The following is an 18,159-nucleotide window of genomic DNA, read 5'->3' as shown; positions in this document are numbered from 1 at the left end:
CGCAGGTGAATGCCGGCGTCGCCATCACAGCGGTCGCGGTGGTGTCCCTCGCCACGGCCATCATCGGGTTCTATGGGCTGCGGATCTCACGCACCACCGGCGACTTCTACGTTGCATCCCGGACCGTGCGGCCCTGGTGGAACGCATCGGCGATCGGCGGGGAGTACCTGTCCGCAGCCAGTTTCCTGGGTGTGGCAGGCCTCATCCTGCTGTCCGGGACGGATGCACTCTGGTTCCCGGTGGGGTACACCGCCGGCTACCTGATGCTGCTGCTCTTCGTTGCCGCCCCGCTGCGCCGGTCCGGCGCCTACACGATTCCGGACTTCACCGAGTCGAGGCTCGCTTCCCGGACGGTCCGGCGCGTCACCAGCCTGGTGGTGGTGATGGTGGGGTGGCTGTACATCGTGCCGCAGCTGCACGGGGCAGCGCTGACCATCCACATCGCCACGGGACTGCCGTCCTGGGTGGGTTCCGTTGCCGTCGTGGTGGTGGTGTGCCTCACGGTGGTGGCAGGCGGGATGCGGTCCATCACGTTTGTCCAGGCCTTCCAGTACTGGCTAAAGCTGACGGCCCTGGCCGTGCCCATCCTGTTCATCGTCTTCGTACTGGCCGGCAAGGGGGCGGAGCCCCAGTCCCTGCCCGCGGTCAACCCCACGGGCGTGGCACCGGCCGGGCTGTACCAGAACGTGTCGCTGTTGGTGGCGCTGCTGTTCGGCACCTTGGGACTGCCGCACGTGCTGGTGCGTTTCTACACCAACCCGGACGGGCACTCGGCCCGGCGGACCACGCTGATCGTCCTGGGCCTGCTCTCCGTGTTCTACCTCTTCCCCACGGCGTACGGGCTGGTGGCCCGGATGTTTGCCCCCGATCTGGCCCGCTCCGGGCAGCCGGACGCCATGGTCCTGCGGCTGCCCGGCGAACTCGTGGGCGGGGTGCCCGGCGATCTGCTCTCCGCGCTGGTGGTGGCCGGGGCGTTCGCGGCGTTCCTGTCCACCACCTCCGGCCTGGTGGTCTCCCTGGCGGGCGTGATCAGCCAGGATGTCCTGGGCGGAAGCGTCCGCGGGTTCCGGCTCGCCGCCGTCGTCTCTGCCCTGGTTCCTCTCGGCTTTGCGTTCATGACCGGTTCCCTGGCACTTGCCGGCAGCGTGGGCCTGGTTTTCGCGTTCACCGCGTCCACGGTCTGCCCCGTCCTGCTGCTGGGCATCTGGTGGCGCGGCCTGACCGACGCCGGGGCCATCGCGGGCATGGTGACCGGCGGGGTGCTGTGCGGTGGGGCGATGATTGCGGGCGCAGTATCGGGTTCGGGCCTGACGCCGCCCTGGCTCGCGCAGCCGGCGGCCTGGAGCGTGCCTGCCGCGTTCGCCGTGATGGTCATCGTGTCCCGGGCCACTTCCCACCGGATCCCGGGCACCATGCCGCGGATCATGACCCGCCTGCACACCCCGGAACGGCCGCTGGCAACCGAACGGTGATCGGGAGGACAATAACGCCATGTCCATCGAGGACGGCGGCACCTCCCACCAGCACGGCGGGGTCCCTGCCTCCGTGCGGGCCCAGCTGCTCGCCACGGAGCACTGGGGCCTGCTGGCATCACGCAGCACGGCCCAGGGCGAGGTGCTGACCCGCATCAGCATGTTCCTGACGTTCACCTCGGCCAGCATTGTGAGCGTGGCGCTGGTGGGCCAGGCAACGGGCTTTTCGGATGCCTTCGTTTTGCTGGCAGTGGTTGTCCTGTTCATCGATGCGGCGATCGGGCTGCTGACCCAGCTCCGGGTGATGAACGTGGCCCACGAGGACCTGATGTACGTCACGGCCATGAACAGGCTGCGGGCCGCGTATGTGGACCTTGACCCGGGCGTGGCGCCGTACCTGATGGCCGCGCACCACGACGATGAGGCCGGTTCGGTGCAGACCTACTATTTCTTCGGCAACCGCGGTTCGTTCAGCCATGTGGCGGGCAGCAGCATGATCTTCATGACGACGGCGAACGCTGCCTTGATTGCCATTGTTGCCGGGCTGCTGGTAACCCTCGCCGGGGCAGGGACAGCGGGCGGGCTCATCGTGGGGGCCCTCTGTGGCGTGGCGTTCCTGGCGGTGTCCGCCGTCCGCGGGTACCGGGGCTACCGGGATGTGTGGCGCCGCTTTACGCCGCTTTCCCCCACCCCGCCGGCCGGGGGCTGAAAGTCCCGGGGACCAAGACGCGTCAGTCGATGGCCGCCATCAGCTCGACAACGCGGTCCAGGAAGGCGTCCACCTGTGATTCCTCGTAGCCGTCGCGGCCCACTGCGGGACGGAAAACGGCGCGGCGCACGCTGTCCACGCTCAACGGTTTGTCCTGTTCGAGGTAGGCGACGAGCTCGCGGCACAGCCGGTCGACGTCGTCCGTGTTGTAGCTGCGGGCCTTCTTCTTGGTGGGACGCCGGAAGCGGTCTCCGTCAGGCCGGTGCAGGCGGCCCCGGAGGATGCCGGAGAGGCTCCCGATCTCGCGCAGCCAGGCTTCCTCCCCGTGGGCCGCGATCAGTTCGTCCCGCTCCCGGCGGGCGAAGGCGTCCTCAAGCCGGTCCAGGGCGGCGTCCACGACCGTGGCAGAGTAGCCGCCTTTGACGGGGTCGAAGGACACGGCCCTGACGTCGGCGCTGTTGACGGGGTCGGTGGCGGCCTGGGGTGTTTCCAGGGAGATCCGTGCCCGCTGCAGGAACTGGTCAACCTGCCTGGCGTTGTACCCGTACTCGCTGCGCTCCACGCGCTCAAAGGACGCAGGGATCTGCCGATGAATGTCCAATGCCACTTCGTTTCCTTCAATGCTCTTCAGCGGTAGTGCTTCCGCACCAGTTTAGGGGCCGCGATTGGTGCGGCCGCCCGGGACCATGTTTGTGTCGGATGCCCGGGCGCACCGGGCAGGAGGGGTCAGGCGCCGGCCACCAGGCCGTACAGGATGAACGCCACCGGGGAGGCGAAGACGATGGAGTCCAGCCGGTCCATCACTCCCCCGTGCCCGGGCAGGATGCTGCTCATGTCCTTGACGCCCAGCTCACGCTTGACCATGGACTCGGCGAGGTCGCCGGCGGTGGACGCTGCCACTGTACCGACGGCGAGCACGGCGCCCACCCACCACGGTTTGTCCAGCACGAAGAGGGCCGCCAGGATGCCGATCAGCATGGCGCCTGCCACCGACCCCGCGAAGCCCTCCCAGGACTTCTTGGGGCTGATCTTCGGTGCCATGGGGTGCTTTCCCAACGACGCACCCACCAGGTAGCCGAAGGTGTCGTTGGAGACCACCAGCAGGAGCATGACGGCAATCTCCCACGCCCCGATGGGGGCCATCCCGTCCGGCCAAAGCCCCAGCGGGGTGGTGCCTGCGGCGTGCAGCGGCAGCGCGGCGAAGCTGATGAAGAAGGGAACCCACCCCAGGGTGAAGACACCGGCGAAGATGCTGTTGGCCGAGCCGGCGGCACTTTCGATCGAGCGCCACAGCAGTACGGCCACGGCACTGAGCAGCAGCGCAAACAGCTGGCTCTCGATGCCGCCAAAGTAGGCGGCGAAAGGCATGGCCAGCGTGCCGGTCATGACAGGCACGATCGGCATCCTGGTGCCGTTGGCTTCCAGCGCCCGGTAGATCTCCCACACGCCAAAGACGGCGAAGGCCGTGACGATGGCTACGAACGCCAGCGGGAGGAACAGCAGCCCGCCGAGTACCGCGATAAGCATGGCCAGGCCCACCACGACGGCGGCGGGCAGGTTCCGCCCGGCCTTTGGCGTCGGGTTGCTCCTGGGCTGCTTCCCCCGTGTGCGCGCCCGTGGTGCGGGGGCCTGATCTGCCTGGCCCATCAGACTTCGAGCAGCTCTGCTTCCTTGCGCTTGAGCAGTTCGTCGATGCCGTCCACGTGGGCCTTGGTAAGGCTGTCCAGTTCCTTTTCGGCGCGGTTGCCTTCGTCTTCGCCCGCCTCGCCGTCCTTCACCAGGCGGTCCAGGGTTTCCTTGGCCTTGCGGCGGATGTTGCGGATGGAGACCTTGGCGTCCTCGCCCTTGGTCTTGACGATCTTCACGTATTCCTTGCGGCGTTCCTTGGTCAGTTCAGGAATAGTGATCCTGATGACGTTGCCGTCGTTGGACGGGTTGGCTCCGACCTCGGAATCGCTCAGGGCGCGTTCGATGTCCCGCATGGCGGTCTTGTCGAACGGGGTGATCAGGATGGTGCGGGCGTCCGGGATGGCGAAGGAGGCCAGCTGCTGCAGCGGCGTGGGCGAGCCGTAGTAGTCCACCAGGACCTTGTTGTAAAGGCCCGGGTTGGCGCGGCCGGTGCGGACGGCGGCGAAGTCTTCCTTGGCTACCTCTACCGCCTTGTCCATCTTTTCTTCGGCTTCGAGCAAGGTTTCTTCGATCACGGTCTCTCCTGACGGTTCTGGTGCAGTCCGGGGCGCCCGATCCATGCACTCACGTGGTTCTTTGTTGCTGGTTCCGTCCCCGCCCGAACGGGCGGGGACGGAACTGTCCTGAAATCATCCTAGCCGCAGCTAGGCGGTGACCAGCGTGCCCAGCTTTTCGCCAAGGATGGCGCGGGTGACGTTGCCTTCACCCTCCATGCCGAAAACCACCATGGAGAGGTCGTTGTCCTTGCACATGGTCATGGCCGTCTGGTCCATGACGCGGATGTCGCGGCGCAGGGCATCGTCGTAGCTGAGGGTCTCCAGCCGCTCCGCGGTGGGGTCCTTCTTGGGGTCCGCGGTGTACACAGCATCCACCCCGCTCTTGGCCATGAGGACCACGTCAGCGTGGACTTCCAGGGCGCGCTGGGCGGCCACGGTGTCGGTGGAGAAGTAGGGCAGGCCTGCGCCGGCGCCGAAAATAACCACGCGGCCCTTTTCCATGTGGCGGATGGCGCGGCGCGGAATGTAGGCCTCGGCCACCTGGCCCATGGTGATGGCGCTCTGGACGCGGGTTTCCACGCCCGCCTGCTCCAGGAAATCCTGCAGCGCCAGGCAGTTCATGACGGTTCCCAGCATGCCCATGTAGTCGGCGCGGGAGCGGTCCATGCCGCTCTGGGACAGTTCGGCGCCGCGGAAGAAGTTTCCGCCGCCCACCACAATGGCCACCTCCACTTCGGGGACGGCTGCTGCGATCTGCTTGGCGACGTTGCGGACGGTCTCGGGATCGACACCGAGCTTCCCACCGCCGAAGACCTCGCCGGAGAGCTTCAGGAGGACCCGCCGCCGGCTCTTCTCCGAATGCGTGACAGTGTTGACGGCTTCCATGATGCCTTCCCGTTGGTGACTCTGAAAAAAGGGTATCCTGCCGGATCCGGTGCCCGGAACCGGCAGCGGTCCAAACGGACTGGACTGCCAGCCGTTTGGGCGCATGCAAAAGGGGCGGCCACCGAAGTGGCCACCCCCTTGCAGTTTCGGCTAGGAGCCGACGCGGAAACGCGTGAAAGCAGTTCCCTTGACACCGGCCTCTTCGAGGACCTGTGCCACGGACTTCTTGGCGTCCTTTGCGAATGCCTGGTCAACCAGGACCTCGCCCTTGTAGAAGCCCGTCACGCGGCCTTCCACAATCTTGGTGAGGGCAGCTTCCGGCTTGCCCTCGGCCTTGGCGGTCTCTTCGGCGATGCGGCGCTCGGACTCGACGAGCTCGGCCGGAACGTCCTCACGGGTGAGGTAGTTCGGGGCCATGGCGGCGATGTGCACGGCAACGTCGTGGGCAGCGGCCGTGGCGGCTTCGCCTTCACCGTCGACAGCGAACAGAACGCCGACCTGGGCCGGGAGGTCCTTGGAGGTCTTGTGCAGGTAAGCGTCAACCGTTGCACCCTCAACGCGGGAGATGCGGCGGACAACAACCTTCTCGCCCAGGATGGCGCCTTCTTCGACGACAACCTCGGAGAGCGGCTTGCCGTCAACGTCGGTGGCCAGCAGGGTCTCGAGGTCGGCAGCGCCGGACTCGACGGCCACGGCCAGGACCTTGTCGGCCAGCTGGATGAACTTGTCAGCCTTGGCGACGAAGTCGGTCTCGCAGTTGACCTCGATCATGACGCCGACCCCGTTGCTGACCTTGGCGGCCACGAGGCCTTCAGCGGTGGAGCGGCCTTCGCGCTTGGTAGCGCCCTTGAGGCCCTTGATGCGGATGATCTCGATGGCCTTCTCGGCGTCACCGTTGGCTTCGTCAAGAGCCTTCTTGACGTCCATCATGCCGGCGCCGGTGCGCTCGCGCAGGGCCTTGATGTCCGCGGCAGTGTAGTTCGCCATGTGAACCCCTCTGTCTAGAAATGTGTGGTGGTGTACGGACCGACAGGACGGCAGCCCACGGGGGTGGGCCGCCATCCTGTCAGCAGCTCCGGCTGCGGACAGCGCGGAGAATCCGGATTTTGCGTGTGTTACTTGGCGTCTTCGGCGGGAGCCTCGGCAGCTGCCGGAGCTTCCTCGGCGGCCGGAGCTTCAGCGTTCTCAGCCGGAGCGGCAGCAGCTTCTGCCTTGCTGCCTTCGAGGAGCTCGCGCTCCCACTCGGCCAGCGGCTCTTCCGGAGCTTCGGTGGCGCCCGTGCCGCGGTTGTTGCGGGCGATCAGGCCCTCGGCAACAGCGTCGGCAACAACGCGGGTCAGGAGGTTCACGGAGCGGATGGCGTCGTCGTTGCCCGGGATCGGGAAGTCGACTTCGTCCGGGTCGCAGTTGGTGTCCAGGATGGCCACAACCGGGATGTTCAGCTTCTTGGCCTCGTCAACGGCGAGGTGTTCCTTCTTGGTGTCAACAACCCACAGCAGGGACGGAGCCTTGGTCAGGTTGCGGATACCGCCCAGGTTGGACTCCAGCTTGGTGAGCTCACGCTTGAGGAGCAGGAGTTCCTTCTTGGTGTAAGCGGAACCGGCGACGTCATCGAAGTCGATCTCTTCGAGTTCCTTCATGCGCTGGATACGCTTGGCAACCGTCTGGAAGTTGGTCAGCATACCGCCGAGCCAACGCTGGTTGACGTAGGGCTGGCCCACGCGGGTTGCCTGCTCGGCAATTGCTTCCTGGGCCTGCTTCTTGGTGCCGACGAAGAGCACGGTGCCGCCGTGGGCAACAGTGGCCTTGACGAACTCGTAGGCGCGGTCGATGTAGGACAGCGACTGCTGCAGGTCGATGATGTAGATGCCGTTGCGCTCGGTGAAGATGAAGCGCTTCATCTTCGGGTTCCAACGGCGGGTCTGGTGTCCAAAGTGGACGCCGCTGTCAAGCAGCTGGCGCATGGTTACGACGGGCATTCCGGCGCTCCTTATTTTCCGGCAGGTCATTCATGAGAAAACCCGGAGGCTTCTTACCCTGCCAATAGTTGACGGTTGATCAGCGTGGCCCGGACGGGCCGTGCTCCTGGCATCCCCCGCCCTTCCCATCAGGACGAAAGCCTGACCGCAGGAAGAGCGATCCTCCATGGACGACGCCGGGGCGTTCGCTGCCGGAGGGCTGGATGCGCGTAGTCAGCCGCCGCTCCCCCACACTCCTGAATGAGATGTGCCGACGCGATCCGGACAGGGGGATGCACCGCGGGGGTGGACCACTGGGACGTAACGCGTTGAGGGCGCAGCAAACTGCTCCATCAAGTGTACTACAGGCACCCCCACCCGCCGGACAGGTCGTGCCTGTCCGGGCCGTTGTCCACATAGCCGGAACCGGCCCTGCCGGCGCGCGATGCAGGCGGGCAGGCTGGTCGCATGAAGACATCAGTCCTGCTGGCCGCCTTCCTGCTGCTGCCGGCGTCGATTGCCACCCCGGGCGCCGGCCTTCCGAACAGCGCAGCCCTCCCCTACAGCGCAGCTCTTTCATACAGCGCAGCTCTTTCATACAGCGCCGCCGGCTTCGGCCCTACGGCGGCCGCCAGCCAGCAGGGAAGTACGACGACGGCCGCCCGGGCGGGTGCTGCCCCTTCCTGGCAGTGGCCCCTGGCACCGCGGCCGCGGGTGCTGCGCCCTTTCGATCCACCGCCCAAGCCATGGCTGAGCGGACACCGGGGCGTCGACCTTGAATTCACTGCAGGCACGCAGGTCCTGTCACCCGCGGCCGGAATGGTGAGTTTCGCGGGCGTGGTGGTGGACCGTCCCGTCATCACCATCGACCATGGCGGCGGCCTGCGCAGCAGTTTCGAGCCAGTGAAAAGCACGTTGGCCGTGGGCGCCACCGTAGCCCGGGGTGAGGTCATCGGCACCGTGCTGCCGGGGCACTCCCCGGCGGCGCAGTGCCTGCACTGGGGCGTGCGGGAAGGAGAGGACTACGTCAATCCCCTGCAGTTCGTCCTGGACCTCCGCCCGTCCATCCTGCTGCCGCTGTCCGGTGGCCCATAGCCACGGAGAACGCAGGCATGGCCCCGGAACATCAATTAGTCAGACAACTGCCCGTGTGGGCGTCCCGCCTAGACGATGGCCGAGATACCGGTGATGGCCCGCCCTGTCACCAGGGTGTTGATTTCTGCCGTGCCCTCGTAGGAGTAGATGGCCTCCGCGTCGGCGAAGATTTTGGCCATCCCGTAGTCGGTCACGATGCCGTTGCCGCCCAGGATGCTGCGGCCCAGCGCCACACTCTCCCTCATGCGGTCGGTGGCGAAGGCCTTGGCGAGTGCAGATTGTTCGTCCTTCGCCTCCCCGGCGTCCTCCAGCTGGGAGAGCCGGACCATCATGCCCATCGAGCTGACCGTGTTGCCCAGGATCCGGACCAGCTGGTCCTGGATGAGCTGGAAGGAGGCCAGGGGGCGGCCGAACTGCTGGCGCTCCACGGCATAGCGGCGGGCAACATCGAAGGCGGCCATCTGGAGGCCCACGGCCTGCCAGGCAACTGACAGGCGGGTGACTTTGAGCACCTTGTTGACGTCGCGGAAGCTGTTGGCGTTGGCGAGCTTGAAGTGGTCCGGTACCACGACGTCCGTCAGGACGATGTCGGCGTTCTGGACTGTCCGCAGAGAGATCTTGTTCTCGATCTTTGTTGCGCTGTATCCGGCCAGCGTGGTGTCCACCATGAAGCCCTTGACCTGGTTGTCCGCCACGTCGCGTGCGTACACCACCACCCAGTCGGAGAATGTGGCATTGCCGATCCAGCGCTTCGCGCCGTTGAGGATCCAGTTGTCCCCGTCCCTGCGCGCCGTGGTGCGAGTTCCGCCGGCCACGTCGCTGCCGCCCAGCGGCTCGGTCAGGCCGAAGGCCCCGATCTTCTTCAGCGCGTAGATATCGGGAAGCCATTCATCCTGCTGCTCTTGGGATGCCAGCAACTCAATGGAGCCGGTGAACAGCCCGTCGTGCACGCCCAGGAAGGTGGCGATGGAGGCGTCCGCTCGGGTGGCTTCGGCGTGCAGCATGCCGGCGAAGAGGTTCGAATACCCCTGCCGCCGCACCGGGCTGACCAGGTCCAGCCCGGCAAGCTTGGGCACCAGGTCCATGGGGAACTCTCCGCGGTTCCAGCAGTCCGCCGCAATGGGCTTGACCTCACGCGCCAGGAAGTCGCGGACTTCGGCCAGCCGGTCCTGCTCCTTGGCGGAGAGAAGCTGCTCGAAGGCGAAGAAGTCGCCGTCGGCGTAGGGAAGCTCTGGGAAATCGGCTGCGGAGGTGGCCATGGTTACCTTCTTTGATGATCAGCGCTGACCATGCCGCGGAGCGGAGCACGGTATGTTACTTGTCAGTAACATACCGCAGGGTGCGGGGTTAACCAAGAAAACCGCGGCCAACGAAAACTCGTCGGCCGCGGTCGAGGTAGGGCTACTCGGACTTGAACCGAGGACCTTAGGATTATGAGTCCCGCGCTCTAACCAGCTGAGCTATAGCCCCCCAAGCCCCGGGAGCAGTGTTCGGGCGCCGTGCTCCGGCAGGGCAAAAACACTCTAGCAAACCCGGGAAAGGGTTCAGACCACTTTGTCATCGTAGGAGGCGCCGCGGTACAGGTCCTCGAAGGTCTGCAGCGTCCCCTGGATGCTGTGGGGCTCCACCATCTGCCGGCTGGCGCGGCCCATGGCCTGCTGTTCGTCCTTGGGCAGTTCCAGCACCTGCGTGATCTTCTTGGCGAGGTCGTCACTGTCGTTGGGGGTGAAGAGGTACCCGTTCCCGCCGTCGCGGACCAGGTGCGGCAGCGCCATGGCGTCCGCCAGGACCACGGGGGTGGAGGCGGACATCGCTTCCAGTGTCACCAGGGACTGCAGTTCCGCCGTTCCGGGCATGCAGAAAAGGTCGGCACGGATGTAGGCGGTCCGCAGTTCCTCGTCGCTGGCAAGGCCCAGGAACTTGACCCGGCTGGTGAGGCCGAGCCGCCTCACCAGGTCCTCCAGGGCGGAGCGCACTTCGCCGCCGCCCACGATCTCGAGGTGTACGTTCAGCTCCGGCGGCGTTTTGCCGATGGCCTCGATCAGCACGTCCACGTGCTTTTCCTCGGCGAGGCGGCCGGCGAACAGGACGGTGGGGTGGGCGTGCGGCTCGATGTGTTCACCGGGCTGCAGTTCGTAGGCGGCGGAGTCGATGCCGTTGGACAGGGGCAGGACTTTGCGGAGGAACGCGTGCTCGTGCATGGCCCGGGCGGCAAGCGGCGTGGGCGTTGTCACCACGTCCGCCTGGCTCATGACCTTGCCCATGTCCTTCCAGGAGACCCGCCCAATAATGTCCTTGAACCACTGCGGGAACGGCAGGAAGGGGTTGAGGTTCTCGGGCATGAAGTGGTTGGTGGCAATGATGCGGACGCCGCGTTTCACGGCCTCATAGAGCACGTGCTCGCCGATCATGTAGTGGCTCTGGATGTGCACGACGTCGGGCTTGACCCGGTCGAAGAGGAGGCTGATTTCCTTCTTGATTTCCCAGGGGAAGCAGAGGCGGAAGGTCTCATGCGTGAATGCCTTGTGCGAGCGGAGCCGGTGCACGGTTGCTTCCTCGCGGAACTCGGTGAAGCTCTTTCCCTTGCTGTCGCGGGACGCCAGGACATGGACGTTGTGGCCCCGGGCAGTCATTCCCTTGGCCAGCCGGTAGCCAAACTGGGCCGCACCGTTGACGTCCGGGGGGTAGGTGTCTGCGGCGATGAGGATGGTCAGGGGGCGCTGGTCGGCGGGCGTGGTCACGGGGAGTACTCCTGATGGTCACGGTGCGGACAGCCTGGAACTGACAGCACGGTTGGCCGCTGGCGCAAGGCGCCGGGCTTCGTGGGATTGCTGGTTACGGACGGGAAGGGACTAGTGGGACGGCCTGCCGGCGGCCTTCCGCGCGTCCTTCTTGCGCTTGGTGACCTCCGGGTGGTGCCGGGAAAGGGCGATAACCCCAACGATAGCAAGGGCGGCAGCCGTTCCCATCGCAATGGCCATGACGGCATGGACGTCGGGGCGCAGTTCGCCCAGGATGATGATGCCGATGGCGATGCCCACCATGGGGTCGACCACCGTGAGTCCGGCGATCACCAGGTCCGGCGGACCGGTGGAGTAGGCACTCTGCACGAACCAGGACCCCAGGCCGCCGGCCGCGACAATGGCCACCACCGAATACCACTGGACATTCAGCAGGAACAGGCCATTCGGATCCAGGAGGTGCTTGCCGATGATCCGGGTGAGGACTGCCACAAAGCCGAACAGAATGCCGGCGCCGAGAATGTAGATGAACGCGTTCATCCGGTGCTTGAACGTCACCGCCAGCGTGCCGAACAGTCCCACCGCCAGGGCCAGCAGCAGGACGATGGTGAGCTCATCCTCCGGGCTGACATGGTGGTTCTCCTGGGTGACGTTGACCGCGAGGAGGACGAAGAGCGCGGATCCGGTGACGCACGCGGCAATGGACACCGCCGTGGCGCGGTTGATGGTCAGGTCCTGGTCCCGGGCATTGACCACCGTGGTGATCACCAGGGCAATGGCGCCGATGGGCTGGATGACCGTGAGCGGTGCGGAGACCAGGGCGACGGCATTCATCGCCATGCCGGTGCACAGCAGCAGGAGTCCAAGCATCCACCGGGGATTGCGCAGGAGGCGCAGGAAGCCATTCGAGCTCAGGGCCAGGCCACCGGTATCGGCTTTGACGGCGCTGCCCTGGCGCTGCGCGCCCAGCGCAAGGCAGAAGGCGCCAAGCACCGCCAGGCCGACGGCAAACCACACCATCAGCCGTTCCCGCCGTCGTGCTGTTTCAATGCCCGGCCCTTGCGCAGCATGGCCCGGAAATAGTTGTACGCGGCAATCCAGTGACCCACCAGGCCCAGGCCCAGCACCACCCAGGCGGCGGCGAAGAGCTGGCCGGAAAACCCGGTGTCCATCCGCGAAAGGACCAGCAGCGGCGTGCCCAAAAGCAGCAGCCCGGTCCGCACCTTGCCCACCACGCTGACCGGGAGGTCCGGGTGGCCGCGGAAGAGGGAGAGAGTCAGTACCAGCAGGACGGCATCGGGCACCACCAGCGCGGCCAGGTACAGCCAATGCACGACGCCGGCAATCACCAGGGTGAAGGCCACCGCCAGCAGGGCAAGGCGGTCGGCGATGGGGTCAAGGACCCTGCCCAGCTTGGAGGCTTGGTCGAAGCGGCGGGCGATGTAGCCGTCAATCCAGTCCGTCCCTGCCATGACAGCCAGGACGATCACGCCTGCCCCGTACTCCTTTTGGGCCAGGACCAGCCAGATGAAGAGCGGAACACCCATGAACCGCACCACGGTGAGCAGATTGGGAATAGTGACCACGCGGTCATGGTCCACCTGGGGACGGCCGGGGCGGGCGCCTGCACCTATGAACTTCACCCGTCCCCCTCTCCTTCCTGCTGCGCCGCGGCGCTGTCATTCGGTTGTGCCTTCACAGGCGGAAACAGCGTCCGCCGGAATGTTGCGTGCGGAACAGGGGCCTAGTTGGCGCGCAGGAGCCTGCGCAGGAGGACCACCAGGACCGTACCGGCGGCGACAAGAGCCGTCAGCGGCTTCCAGCGCCTGGGCAGGTCAGCGGAGGCGGACAGGGCCGCAAACCGCTGCCCCGCCTCGTCCAGGCCGCGCTGGGCCAGTACCTGGCCTTCGCGCGCCTTGACCTGGGCGGCGGCCAGCACATAGCGTGCCTGGGTCTTGACGTCCAGTTCCGTGCCGAGCTCGTCCCGGACCTCGGTGAGGTGGTGGCGGCGCTGGCTCAGGCGGCGCACCAGCTCGGGTTCGGATGCGTGCGGGAACTCCTGGTCGTGCCGGGCGGCCTTGGCTTCCTTCTCGGCTTTCGCCTTGGCGGCTGCCTCGGCCTTGGCGGCCTTCGCAGCCTTGGCTTCGGGGCTCTCAGGATCCAGGATAGCCGGGTTGAAGGCGGAACCTTCGCGGGCGACCCCGATATCGTGCCTGATGCCACGGATGGTTTCCTCCGGCATCAGCGGCATGGCCTTCTTGAACCGGGCGAGGCCCACCAGGCCCCCGACGAGGGCTATCAGCAGGAAAGCGGCGGAAACCAGGAGGGCTGCCAGCCACGCGGGCATGATGGTGGCCAGCCCCATGATGGCAGCGACGATCAGGCCGACCACCAGGAGCGCCAGGAACAGAAGCGCCACGGCGAAGAAGGCCGCGGCCACACCCACCTGGACGCCCTTGCGCTTGAGTTCGATCTTGGCGAAGGCGATCTCGTCGTTGAGCTGGCGGGGGGCCAACCGGAAAAGGAGTCTTGCCGTCCCGGGCAGCGCAGTGATACGCAATCCCGGGCTGGTACGCCCGCTGTGACGTCCGCTCATCGGTTCCGCCTTACTGGTTCATGAGTCGATACTGCATCCGTTAGTGCGGAAATGTGCAGCCGCACAGTCCACGCCACCAAAACTACCATTCAGGTTCAGGGCGAACTTGGGGGCTTGCCGGACGGCGCGGCCTACAACGCTGCAAAAACCGCCGTGGCCGGGCCTAGGATTGTTCTCCGTGACCAATCCCCCCAATCCGGGCGACCTGCTGACCCGCCGCCGGAAGCTTCTGTACATCCTCCTTCTGGGTGCCTTGACGGCCCTCGGTCCGTTCACCATCGACCTTTACCTGCCCGCCTTTCCGGCGCTGGAGGCAAGCCTGGGGGTGACCGAGGCGCAGGTCCAGCTCACCCTGGCCGGCACCACGGTCGGTTTCGCGTTCGGGCAGCTGGTGGTGGGTCCGTTCAGCGACAAGTTCGGCCGCCGGACTCCGCTGATCCTGGCGACTGCCCTGCACATCGCAGCATCCCTGGGCGCGGCCTTGTCCACGGACATCACTACGCTGGGGATCTTCCGCGTCCTGATGGGCGTGGGCGCCGCCGGCGGCGGCGTAGTGGCCATGGCCATGGTGCGGGACCTGTTTTCCGGCTACGCCATGGTGCGGATGTTCTCCCGGATGTCACTGGTCAACGGGCTTGCGCCCATCCTTGCCCCCGTGATTGGTTCGCAGCTGCTCCTGGTCATGCCGTGGCCCGGCATCTTCGTGTTCCTGGCTGCCTACGGGACTTTGGTCATCGTGGCCGCCCTGCTCCTGGTCCGCGAGACGCTTCCGCCGGAAAAGCGGGGCCGGAGCGGCATGACCGCCCGGCAACGCTACCGGGCGCTGTTTACCGACCGGATCTTCGTGGGGCTGCTGATGGTGGCGGGCTTCAATTTCGGCGGCCTCTTTACCTACCTGTCGGCCTCGCCGTTCCTTTTCCAGGATGTGTTCGGGTTCTCCGCCCAGCAGTACGGGCTGCTCTTTGGCATTAACTCCCTGGGCATCGTGGCCGGCGTGCAGACCAGTTCCCGGCTTATCAGGATTGTGCCTCCGCAGTGGATCCTGGCGGGCGCCACGGCCTGGATGTTCCTGATGGCGGTGCTGATCGTGGTCTTCGACCGGGCGGGCCTGGGGCTGTGGGGCGTGATGGTCCCGCTGTGGTTCTACATCATGGGCACCGGCTTCATGTTCCCCTGCGTCCAGGTGCTGGCCCTGGCCGGGCACGCGGCCCAGGCGGGAACGGCAGCCTCCCTGCTGGGCGCGGCCACATTCCTGATGGCCGGGCTCATCTCCCCCGTGGTGGGCTGGCTCGGCATCACCAGCGCCGCTCCCATGGGAGCAGTGCAGGCGGCCTGCATCCTGCTGGCGATCGCAGCACTGTGGCTGGTGGTGCGGCCCCGCACGGTACCCTCGATCCACTGAGACCTACCTCCAATGCGAGCCGTTCTTCCGGCCCGCTGGGCCCTGTCCCCGCTCCCCCTCGAAAGGCAGCCTGTGAGCCGCGCACCGCACCGGAATGGACGGGGACTTTTCCTCGGGGCGGTGCTGGGCGCCGTCGTGGCTTATTTCGCCGGCCGCGCCCTGGGAAACCCTGCCTGGGGCATCATCCTGGGGACGCTGGCAGGCGCGGCGATCCTGTACCGGGTGAATCCGGGGTCCCGCGGCCGCCGCTGAACGGCCTGCAGCGATTTTGTTGTGGCAGGCCGGTGCGGCATTCCCTGCCGCCAGGGTCCCTCCCGCGATAAAATGATGCCGTGCCCAACTGGCAGAACCAACCGCCACTTCCGGCCACATGGCAACGGTGCGACGCCCGGATCCTGCCACTGTGGTGGGAGCGGCTGTGTGCGCAGGCCGGGCAGCAGTCCGCGGCGCTGTACGCGGCGGGGTTGTTCACGGAAGACCGCCGCCGGCCCATCGCCCAATGGTTCAATCCGGCCTTCAACGCGGCCCTGCTGGTGGCGCCGGAAACCTCGCCGGAATGGCCGGTGCAGCGCTTCGGGATTTTCTACGCTCCCCCCGACTCAGGCTTTGTGAGGATCCACTCCGCGCCGCACGAGTGGAGCCCGCGCGAACCCCGGAAGTCCCCCACGGAGCAGGAAGCCTTCCAGGCGGCCATCGTCGAGGCGGAAAGGTTCCTGCAGGTGGAAATGGATTTCGTCTGAACAGACTCCCACCCCGCGGAAAGAAAAAATCCCCGTTCCTCCATGTGGAGGAACGGGGATTTTTCGTTGCGCTCCTCCTGCTGGACTTGAACCAGCAACCCTTCGATTAACAGTCGAATGCTCTGCCAATTGAGCTAAGGAGGAATGAAGCAGGTATGACATTAGCAAAGGATTCCGGCCGAAGGGAAATCGGCGGTTTTCCGGGCCCGGACGGGCCTGCAAGGAAACAAAAATCCCCGTTCCGGAGGCCGGAACGGGGATGGAAGCTCCTCCTGCTGGACTTGAACCAGCAACCCTTCGATTAACAGTCGAATGCTCTGCCAATTGAGCTAAGGAGGAATGAAGCGGGTATTAGCCTAGCAAACAGTTGGCGCGGAAACGAAATCGGGCGGCCGTGAGCTGGCCCACCTCCAGATCCGCTGAGCAGGCCACCCCTACGACTCCGCGCGCAGGGCCCGGCGTTCCATTTCCAGCATCATCAGCTCGCGGTTGAGCCGCTGGTAGGTCTCCGGGTCCGCCGCCGCGTCAAGGCGCTGCAGCTGGCCCATCTTGTCCGCCTTGACCCGGGTGATCTGGAGTTCGAAAAGGCGGGACAGGATGTCGCGGCAGTACTTCAGCACCGCTTCCTCGGTGTGGGCCGGCAGCGGCACGACGGCGAGCTCGGATACCAGCGGCCGGAGGGGTTCCGGAACCTCGTGCATGACGTGCTCCACCCAGCGCACCGGATCGACGGTCAGGCCGGGACCAGTGGCGCGCATGGCGTCATGGACGGCCTGGAAGGCAGGGATAGCGAACCGGGCAGCGGCAAAACGGTCCCAAACCCCGCCGGCCAGCAGGGAGGGTTGCTGCAGCGCCACTTCCAGCGCCTGCCGCTCCATGGAAGCCACAGGATCGCGCGGGTCCGGGCGGTGGAAGGAGGGGACAACGCCCGACGACGGCGCGGCAGCTACGCCGGGTCCGCCCGGCTGGGCAGGGGCCGGGCTGGAGGGGCCGCCTGGCTGCGGCTGGCCCGGAGCCGGGGGCCGTCCGGTCTCGCCGCGCTTGACGGCCGCGGTGACCAGGCGCAGGACTTCGTTGGGGTCCGGCATGCCCAGCCAGCCGGTCAGGGCCTGGCAGTAGCCCGTCCGGGTGGAGGCGTCGCGGATGGCGGCCACCACGGGCACGGAAGCCTTGAGGCCCTGGACGCGGCCTTCAACGGTGTCCAGGTTGAACTGCTTGAGAGTGCTGCGGATGGCGAACTCGAACAGCGGCCGCCGGGACTGGATCAGGGCGTGCACCGCCTCGTCCCCGCGGCTGAGGCGGAGATCGCACGGGTCCGCGCCTGTGGGTTCCACGGCCACGTACGTCTGGGCGGTGAAGCGCTGGTCCTCTTCAAAGGCGCGCAGGGCTGCCTTCTGCCCGGCGGCGTCGCCGTCGAAGGTGAACACCACTTCTCCCCCGGTGCCGTCGTCGGACAAAAGCCGGCGGGCGATCTTGATGTGCTCGGTACCGAAGGCGGTGCCGCAGGTGGCTACCGCCGTCGTAATCCCTGCAAGGTGGCAGGCCATGACATCGGTGTAGCCCTCCACCACCACCAGCTGCCTGTCTTTGGCGATGCTCTTCTTGGCGAGGTCGATGCCGTAGAGGACCTGGGACTTCTTGTAGAGGGTGGTCTCCGGGGTGTTGAGGTACTTGGGGCCCTGGTCGTCCTCATACAGCTTGCGTGCACCGAAACCGATGGTGTCACCGGCCATGTCCTTGATGGGCCAGATGAGGCGGCCGCGGAAACGGTCGTAGATGCCCCGGTTTCCTTCGCTGAACATTCCGGTGAGCTTGAGCTCGGCGTCGGTGAAGCCGCGGCCGCGCAAGTGCTTCAGGAGGGCGTCCCACCCCTGGGGAGCGTAGCCGCAGCCAAAATGTTCCGCGGCGGCCCGGTCGAAGCCACGGCCAAAGAGGAAGTTGCGGGCCGTTGCGGCACCGGGCGTGAGCATCTGGGCACGGAAGAATTCGTCCGCAATCTTATGGGCGTCCAGCAGCCGCTGCCGGCGGCCCACTTCCTCGCGGTTGGGGCCGGTTCCACCGTCTTCGTAGCGGAGCTCGTAGCCGATCCTGGACGCGAGCTTCTCCACGGCTTCCTGGAAGGAGCTGTGGTCCTGCTTTTGGACGAAGGCGATGACATCGCCGTCCTCGCCGCAACCGAAGCAGTGGTAACGGCCTACCTGGGGACGGACAGTGAAGGACGGCGAGCGCTCGTCATGGAAGGGGCACAGGCCCTTGAAGGTTCCCAGCCCGGCGCCCTTGAGCGTGACGTAGCCGTCAACCACTTCCTTGATGTCCGTGCGCTGGCGTACTTCGTCAATATCTTCACGTTTAATCAGCCCAGCCACACAGCAATC

At 66.3% G+C, this 18,159-nt stretch carries 18 protein-coding genes and 3 tRNA genes; 6 read left to right on the top strand and 15 right to left on the bottom strand.

All coding sequences use genetic code 11. The features are described 5' to 3' along the window. The first annotated feature begins 5 nt into the window (after positions 1-5). Both ACWRN3_RS02060 and ACWRN3_RS02055 read left to right on the top strand, forming a co-directional pair. Positions 6-1,472 carry a sodium/solute symporter gene (locus ACWRN3_RS02060; protein ID WP_324645245.1) on the top strand — a complete coding sequence of 489 codons (1,467 nt, stop codon included), beginning with the start codon at positions 6-8 and terminating at the stop codon, positions 1,470-1,472. A 19-nt stretch (positions 1,473-1,491) separates the two neighbouring features. Further along, positions 1,492-2,181, top strand: coding sequence for a hypothetical protein (locus tag ACWRN3_RS02055; protein ID WP_476739738.1), 690 nt, complete (start codon positions 1,492-1,494; stop codon positions 2,179-2,181). 22 nt (positions 2,182-2,203) lie between these two features. Here the strand turns inward: ACWRN3_RS02055 and ACWRN3_RS02050 are convergent, their stop codons facing one another. The 6 genes from ACWRN3_RS02050 to rpsB all read right to left on the bottom strand — a co-directional run bounded on the left by ACWRN3_RS02050 (position 2,204) and on the right by rpsB (position 7,231). Further along, the gene (locus ACWRN3_RS02050; RefSeq protein WP_324644659.1) at positions 2,204-2,788 is read right to left on the bottom strand and encodes a DivIVA domain-containing protein; all 585 of its coding nucleotides are present in this window, start codon (positions 2,786-2,788) and stop codon (positions 2,204-2,206) included. A 119-nt stretch (positions 2,789-2,907) separates the two neighbouring features. After that, positions 2,908-3,828: a phosphatidate cytidylyltransferase gene (locus ACWRN3_RS02045; protein WP_324644658.1), complete on the bottom strand. Its 921-nt coding sequence runs from the start codon at positions 3,826-3,828 to the stop codon at positions 2,908-2,910. Beyond that, complete coding sequence (gene frr, locus ACWRN3_RS02040) at positions 3,828-4,385, bottom strand: ribosome recycling factor (protein ID WP_255174994.1); 558 nt, start codon at positions 4,383-4,385, stop codon at positions 3,828-3,830. Before frr ends, ACWRN3_RS02045 begins: the two co-directional genes overlap by 1 nt. Before the next feature lie 129 nt (positions 4,386-4,514). Continuing rightward, on the bottom strand, positions 4,515-5,252 hold the full coding sequence (pyrH, locus tag ACWRN3_RS02035) for a UMP kinase (protein ID WP_159632390.1): 738 nt from the start codon (positions 5,250-5,252) through the stop codon (positions 4,515-4,517). 150 nt (positions 5,253-5,402) lie between these two features. Then, positions 5,403-6,239: a translation elongation factor Ts gene (gene tsf / locus ACWRN3_RS02030; protein WP_141161028.1), complete on the bottom strand. Its 837-nt coding sequence runs from the start codon at positions 6,237-6,239 to the stop codon at positions 5,403-5,405. A 128-nt stretch (positions 6,240-6,367) separates the two neighbouring features. After that, positions 6,368-7,231: a 30S ribosomal protein S2 gene (rpsB, locus tag ACWRN3_RS02025; RefSeq protein WP_110544706.1), complete on the bottom strand. Its 864-nt coding sequence runs from the start codon at positions 7,229-7,231 to the stop codon at positions 6,368-6,370. 447 nt (positions 7,232-7,678) lie between these two features. On the opposite strand from rpsB, the gene ACWRN3_RS02020 reads away from it, so the two are divergent. Beyond that, positions 7,679-8,305, top strand: a complete 627-nt coding sequence (locus tag ACWRN3_RS02020; protein WP_476739737.1) for a M23 family metallopeptidase — start codon at positions 7,679-7,681, stop codon at positions 8,303-8,305. Positions 8,306-8,373: 68 nt separating this feature from the next. Here ACWRN3_RS02020 and ACWRN3_RS02015 read toward each other — a convergent pair whose 3' ends face one another. From ACWRN3_RS02015 to ACWRN3_RS01990, 6 genes are all read right to left on the bottom strand, one after another. Further along, a complete protein-coding gene (locus ACWRN3_RS02015; RefSeq protein WP_476739736.1) occupies positions 8,374-9,564 on the bottom strand; it encodes an acyl-CoA dehydrogenase family protein in 1,191 nt (396 codons plus the stop codon). A gap of 137 nt (positions 9,565-9,701) precedes the next feature. Next, a tRNA-Ile gene (locus ACWRN3_RS02010) sits at positions 9,702-9,775 on the bottom strand. A gap of 74 nt (positions 9,776-9,849) precedes the next feature. Next, the gene (locus ACWRN3_RS02005) at positions 9,850-11,046 is read right to left on the bottom strand and encodes a glycosyltransferase (protein ID WP_255174991.1); all 1,197 of its coding nucleotides are present in this window, start codon (positions 11,044-11,046) and stop codon (positions 9,850-9,852) included. Between the two features lie 111 nt (positions 11,047-11,157). Beyond that, a complete protein-coding gene (locus tag ACWRN3_RS02000) occupies positions 11,158-12,066 on the bottom strand; it encodes a DMT family transporter (RefSeq protein WP_255174990.1) in 909 nt (302 codons plus the stop codon). Further along, on the bottom strand, positions 12,066-12,689 hold the full coding sequence (locus ACWRN3_RS01995) for a CDP-alcohol phosphatidyltransferase family protein (RefSeq protein WP_255174989.1): 624 nt from the start codon (positions 12,687-12,689) through the stop codon (positions 12,066-12,068). Before ACWRN3_RS01995 ends, ACWRN3_RS02000 begins: the two co-directional genes overlap by 1 nt. Before the next feature lie 101 nt (positions 12,690-12,790). Then, entirely contained in the window at positions 12,791-13,642 is an 852-nt protein-coding gene (locus ACWRN3_RS01990) for a phage holin family protein (RefSeq protein WP_324644654.1), read from the bottom strand. A 178-nt stretch (positions 13,643-13,820) separates the two neighbouring features. Between ACWRN3_RS01990 and ACWRN3_RS01985 the strand changes: the two genes are divergently transcribed. The 3 genes from ACWRN3_RS01985 (at position 13,821) to ACWRN3_RS01975 (ending at position 15,784) form a co-directional block, all read left to right on the top strand. After that, complete coding sequence (locus tag ACWRN3_RS01985) at positions 13,821-15,044, top strand: multidrug effflux MFS transporter (protein ID WP_476739735.1); 1,224 nt, start codon at positions 13,821-13,823, stop codon at positions 15,042-15,044. A gap of 72 nt (positions 15,045-15,116) precedes the next feature. Next, a complete protein-coding gene (locus ACWRN3_RS01980; RefSeq protein ID WP_476739734.1) occupies positions 15,117-15,296 on the top strand; it encodes a hypothetical protein in 180 nt (59 codons plus the stop codon). 80 nt (positions 15,297-15,376) lie between these two features. Then, complete coding sequence (locus ACWRN3_RS01975; protein ID WP_255174986.1) at positions 15,377-15,784, top strand: hypothetical protein; 408 nt, start codon at positions 15,377-15,379, stop codon at positions 15,782-15,784. A 71-nt stretch (positions 15,785-15,855) separates the two neighbouring features. Here ACWRN3_RS01975 and ACWRN3_RS01970 read toward each other — a convergent pair. The 3 genes from ACWRN3_RS01970 to dnaG form a co-directional block, all read right to left on the bottom strand. Next, positions 15,856-15,928, bottom strand: a tRNA-Asn gene (locus tag ACWRN3_RS01970). 122 nt (positions 15,929-16,050) lie between these two features. Then, positions 16,051-16,123 (bottom strand) — tRNA-Asn (locus tag ACWRN3_RS01965). 95 nt (positions 16,124-16,218) lie between these two features. Continuing rightward, the gene (gene dnaG / locus ACWRN3_RS01960; RefSeq protein ID WP_255174985.1) at positions 16,219-18,150 is read right to left on the bottom strand and encodes a DNA primase; all 1,932 of its coding nucleotides are present in this window, start codon (positions 18,148-18,150) and stop codon (positions 16,219-16,221) included. Positions 18,151-18,159: the final 9 nt, after the last annotated feature.

It is taken from the genome of Pseudarthrobacter sp. rb, assembly GCF_056389225.1.
The sequence above is the reverse complement of the archived record's forward strand: the minus strand, read 5'-3'. Positions and strand labels throughout refer to the sequence as shown.

Excerpts from the sequence above, each read along its gene's own strand:
- pyrH (WP_159632390.1), bottom strand. The coding sequence starts at position 5,252 with ATGGAAGCCGTCAACACTGTCACGCATTCGGAGAAGAGCCGGCGGCGG.
- ACWRN3_RS02015 (WP_476739736.1), bottom strand. The coding sequence starts at position 9,564 with ATGGCCACCTCCGCAGCCGATTTCCCAGAGCTTCCCTACGCCGACGGC.
- ACWRN3_RS02055 (WP_476739738.1), top strand. The coding sequence starts at position 1,492 with ATGTCCATCGAGGACGGCGGCACCTCCCACCAGCACGGCGGGGTCCCT.
- ACWRN3_RS02000 (WP_255174990.1), bottom strand. The coding sequence starts at position 12,066 with ATGGTGTGGTTTGCCGTCGGCCTGGCGGTGCTTGGCGCCTTCTGCCTT.
- rpsB (WP_110544706.1), bottom strand. The coding sequence starts at position 7,231 with ATGCCCGTCGTAACCATGCGCCAGCTGCTTGACAGCGGCGTCCACTTT.
- ACWRN3_RS01990 (WP_324644654.1), bottom strand. The coding sequence starts at position 13,642 with ATGAGCGGACGTCACAGCGGGCGTACCAGCCCGGGATTGCGTATCACT.
- ACWRN3_RS02020 (WP_476739737.1), top strand. The coding sequence starts at position 7,679 with ATGAAGACATCAGTCCTGCTGGCCGCCTTCCTGCTGCTGCCGGCGTCG.
- tsf (WP_141161028.1), bottom strand. The coding sequence starts at position 6,239 with ATGGCGAACTACACTGCCGCGGACATCAAGGCCCTGCGCGAGCGCACC.
- ACWRN3_RS02045 (WP_324644658.1), bottom strand. The coding sequence starts at position 3,828 with ATGGGCCAGGCAGATCAGGCCCCCGCACCACGGGCGCGCACACGGGGG.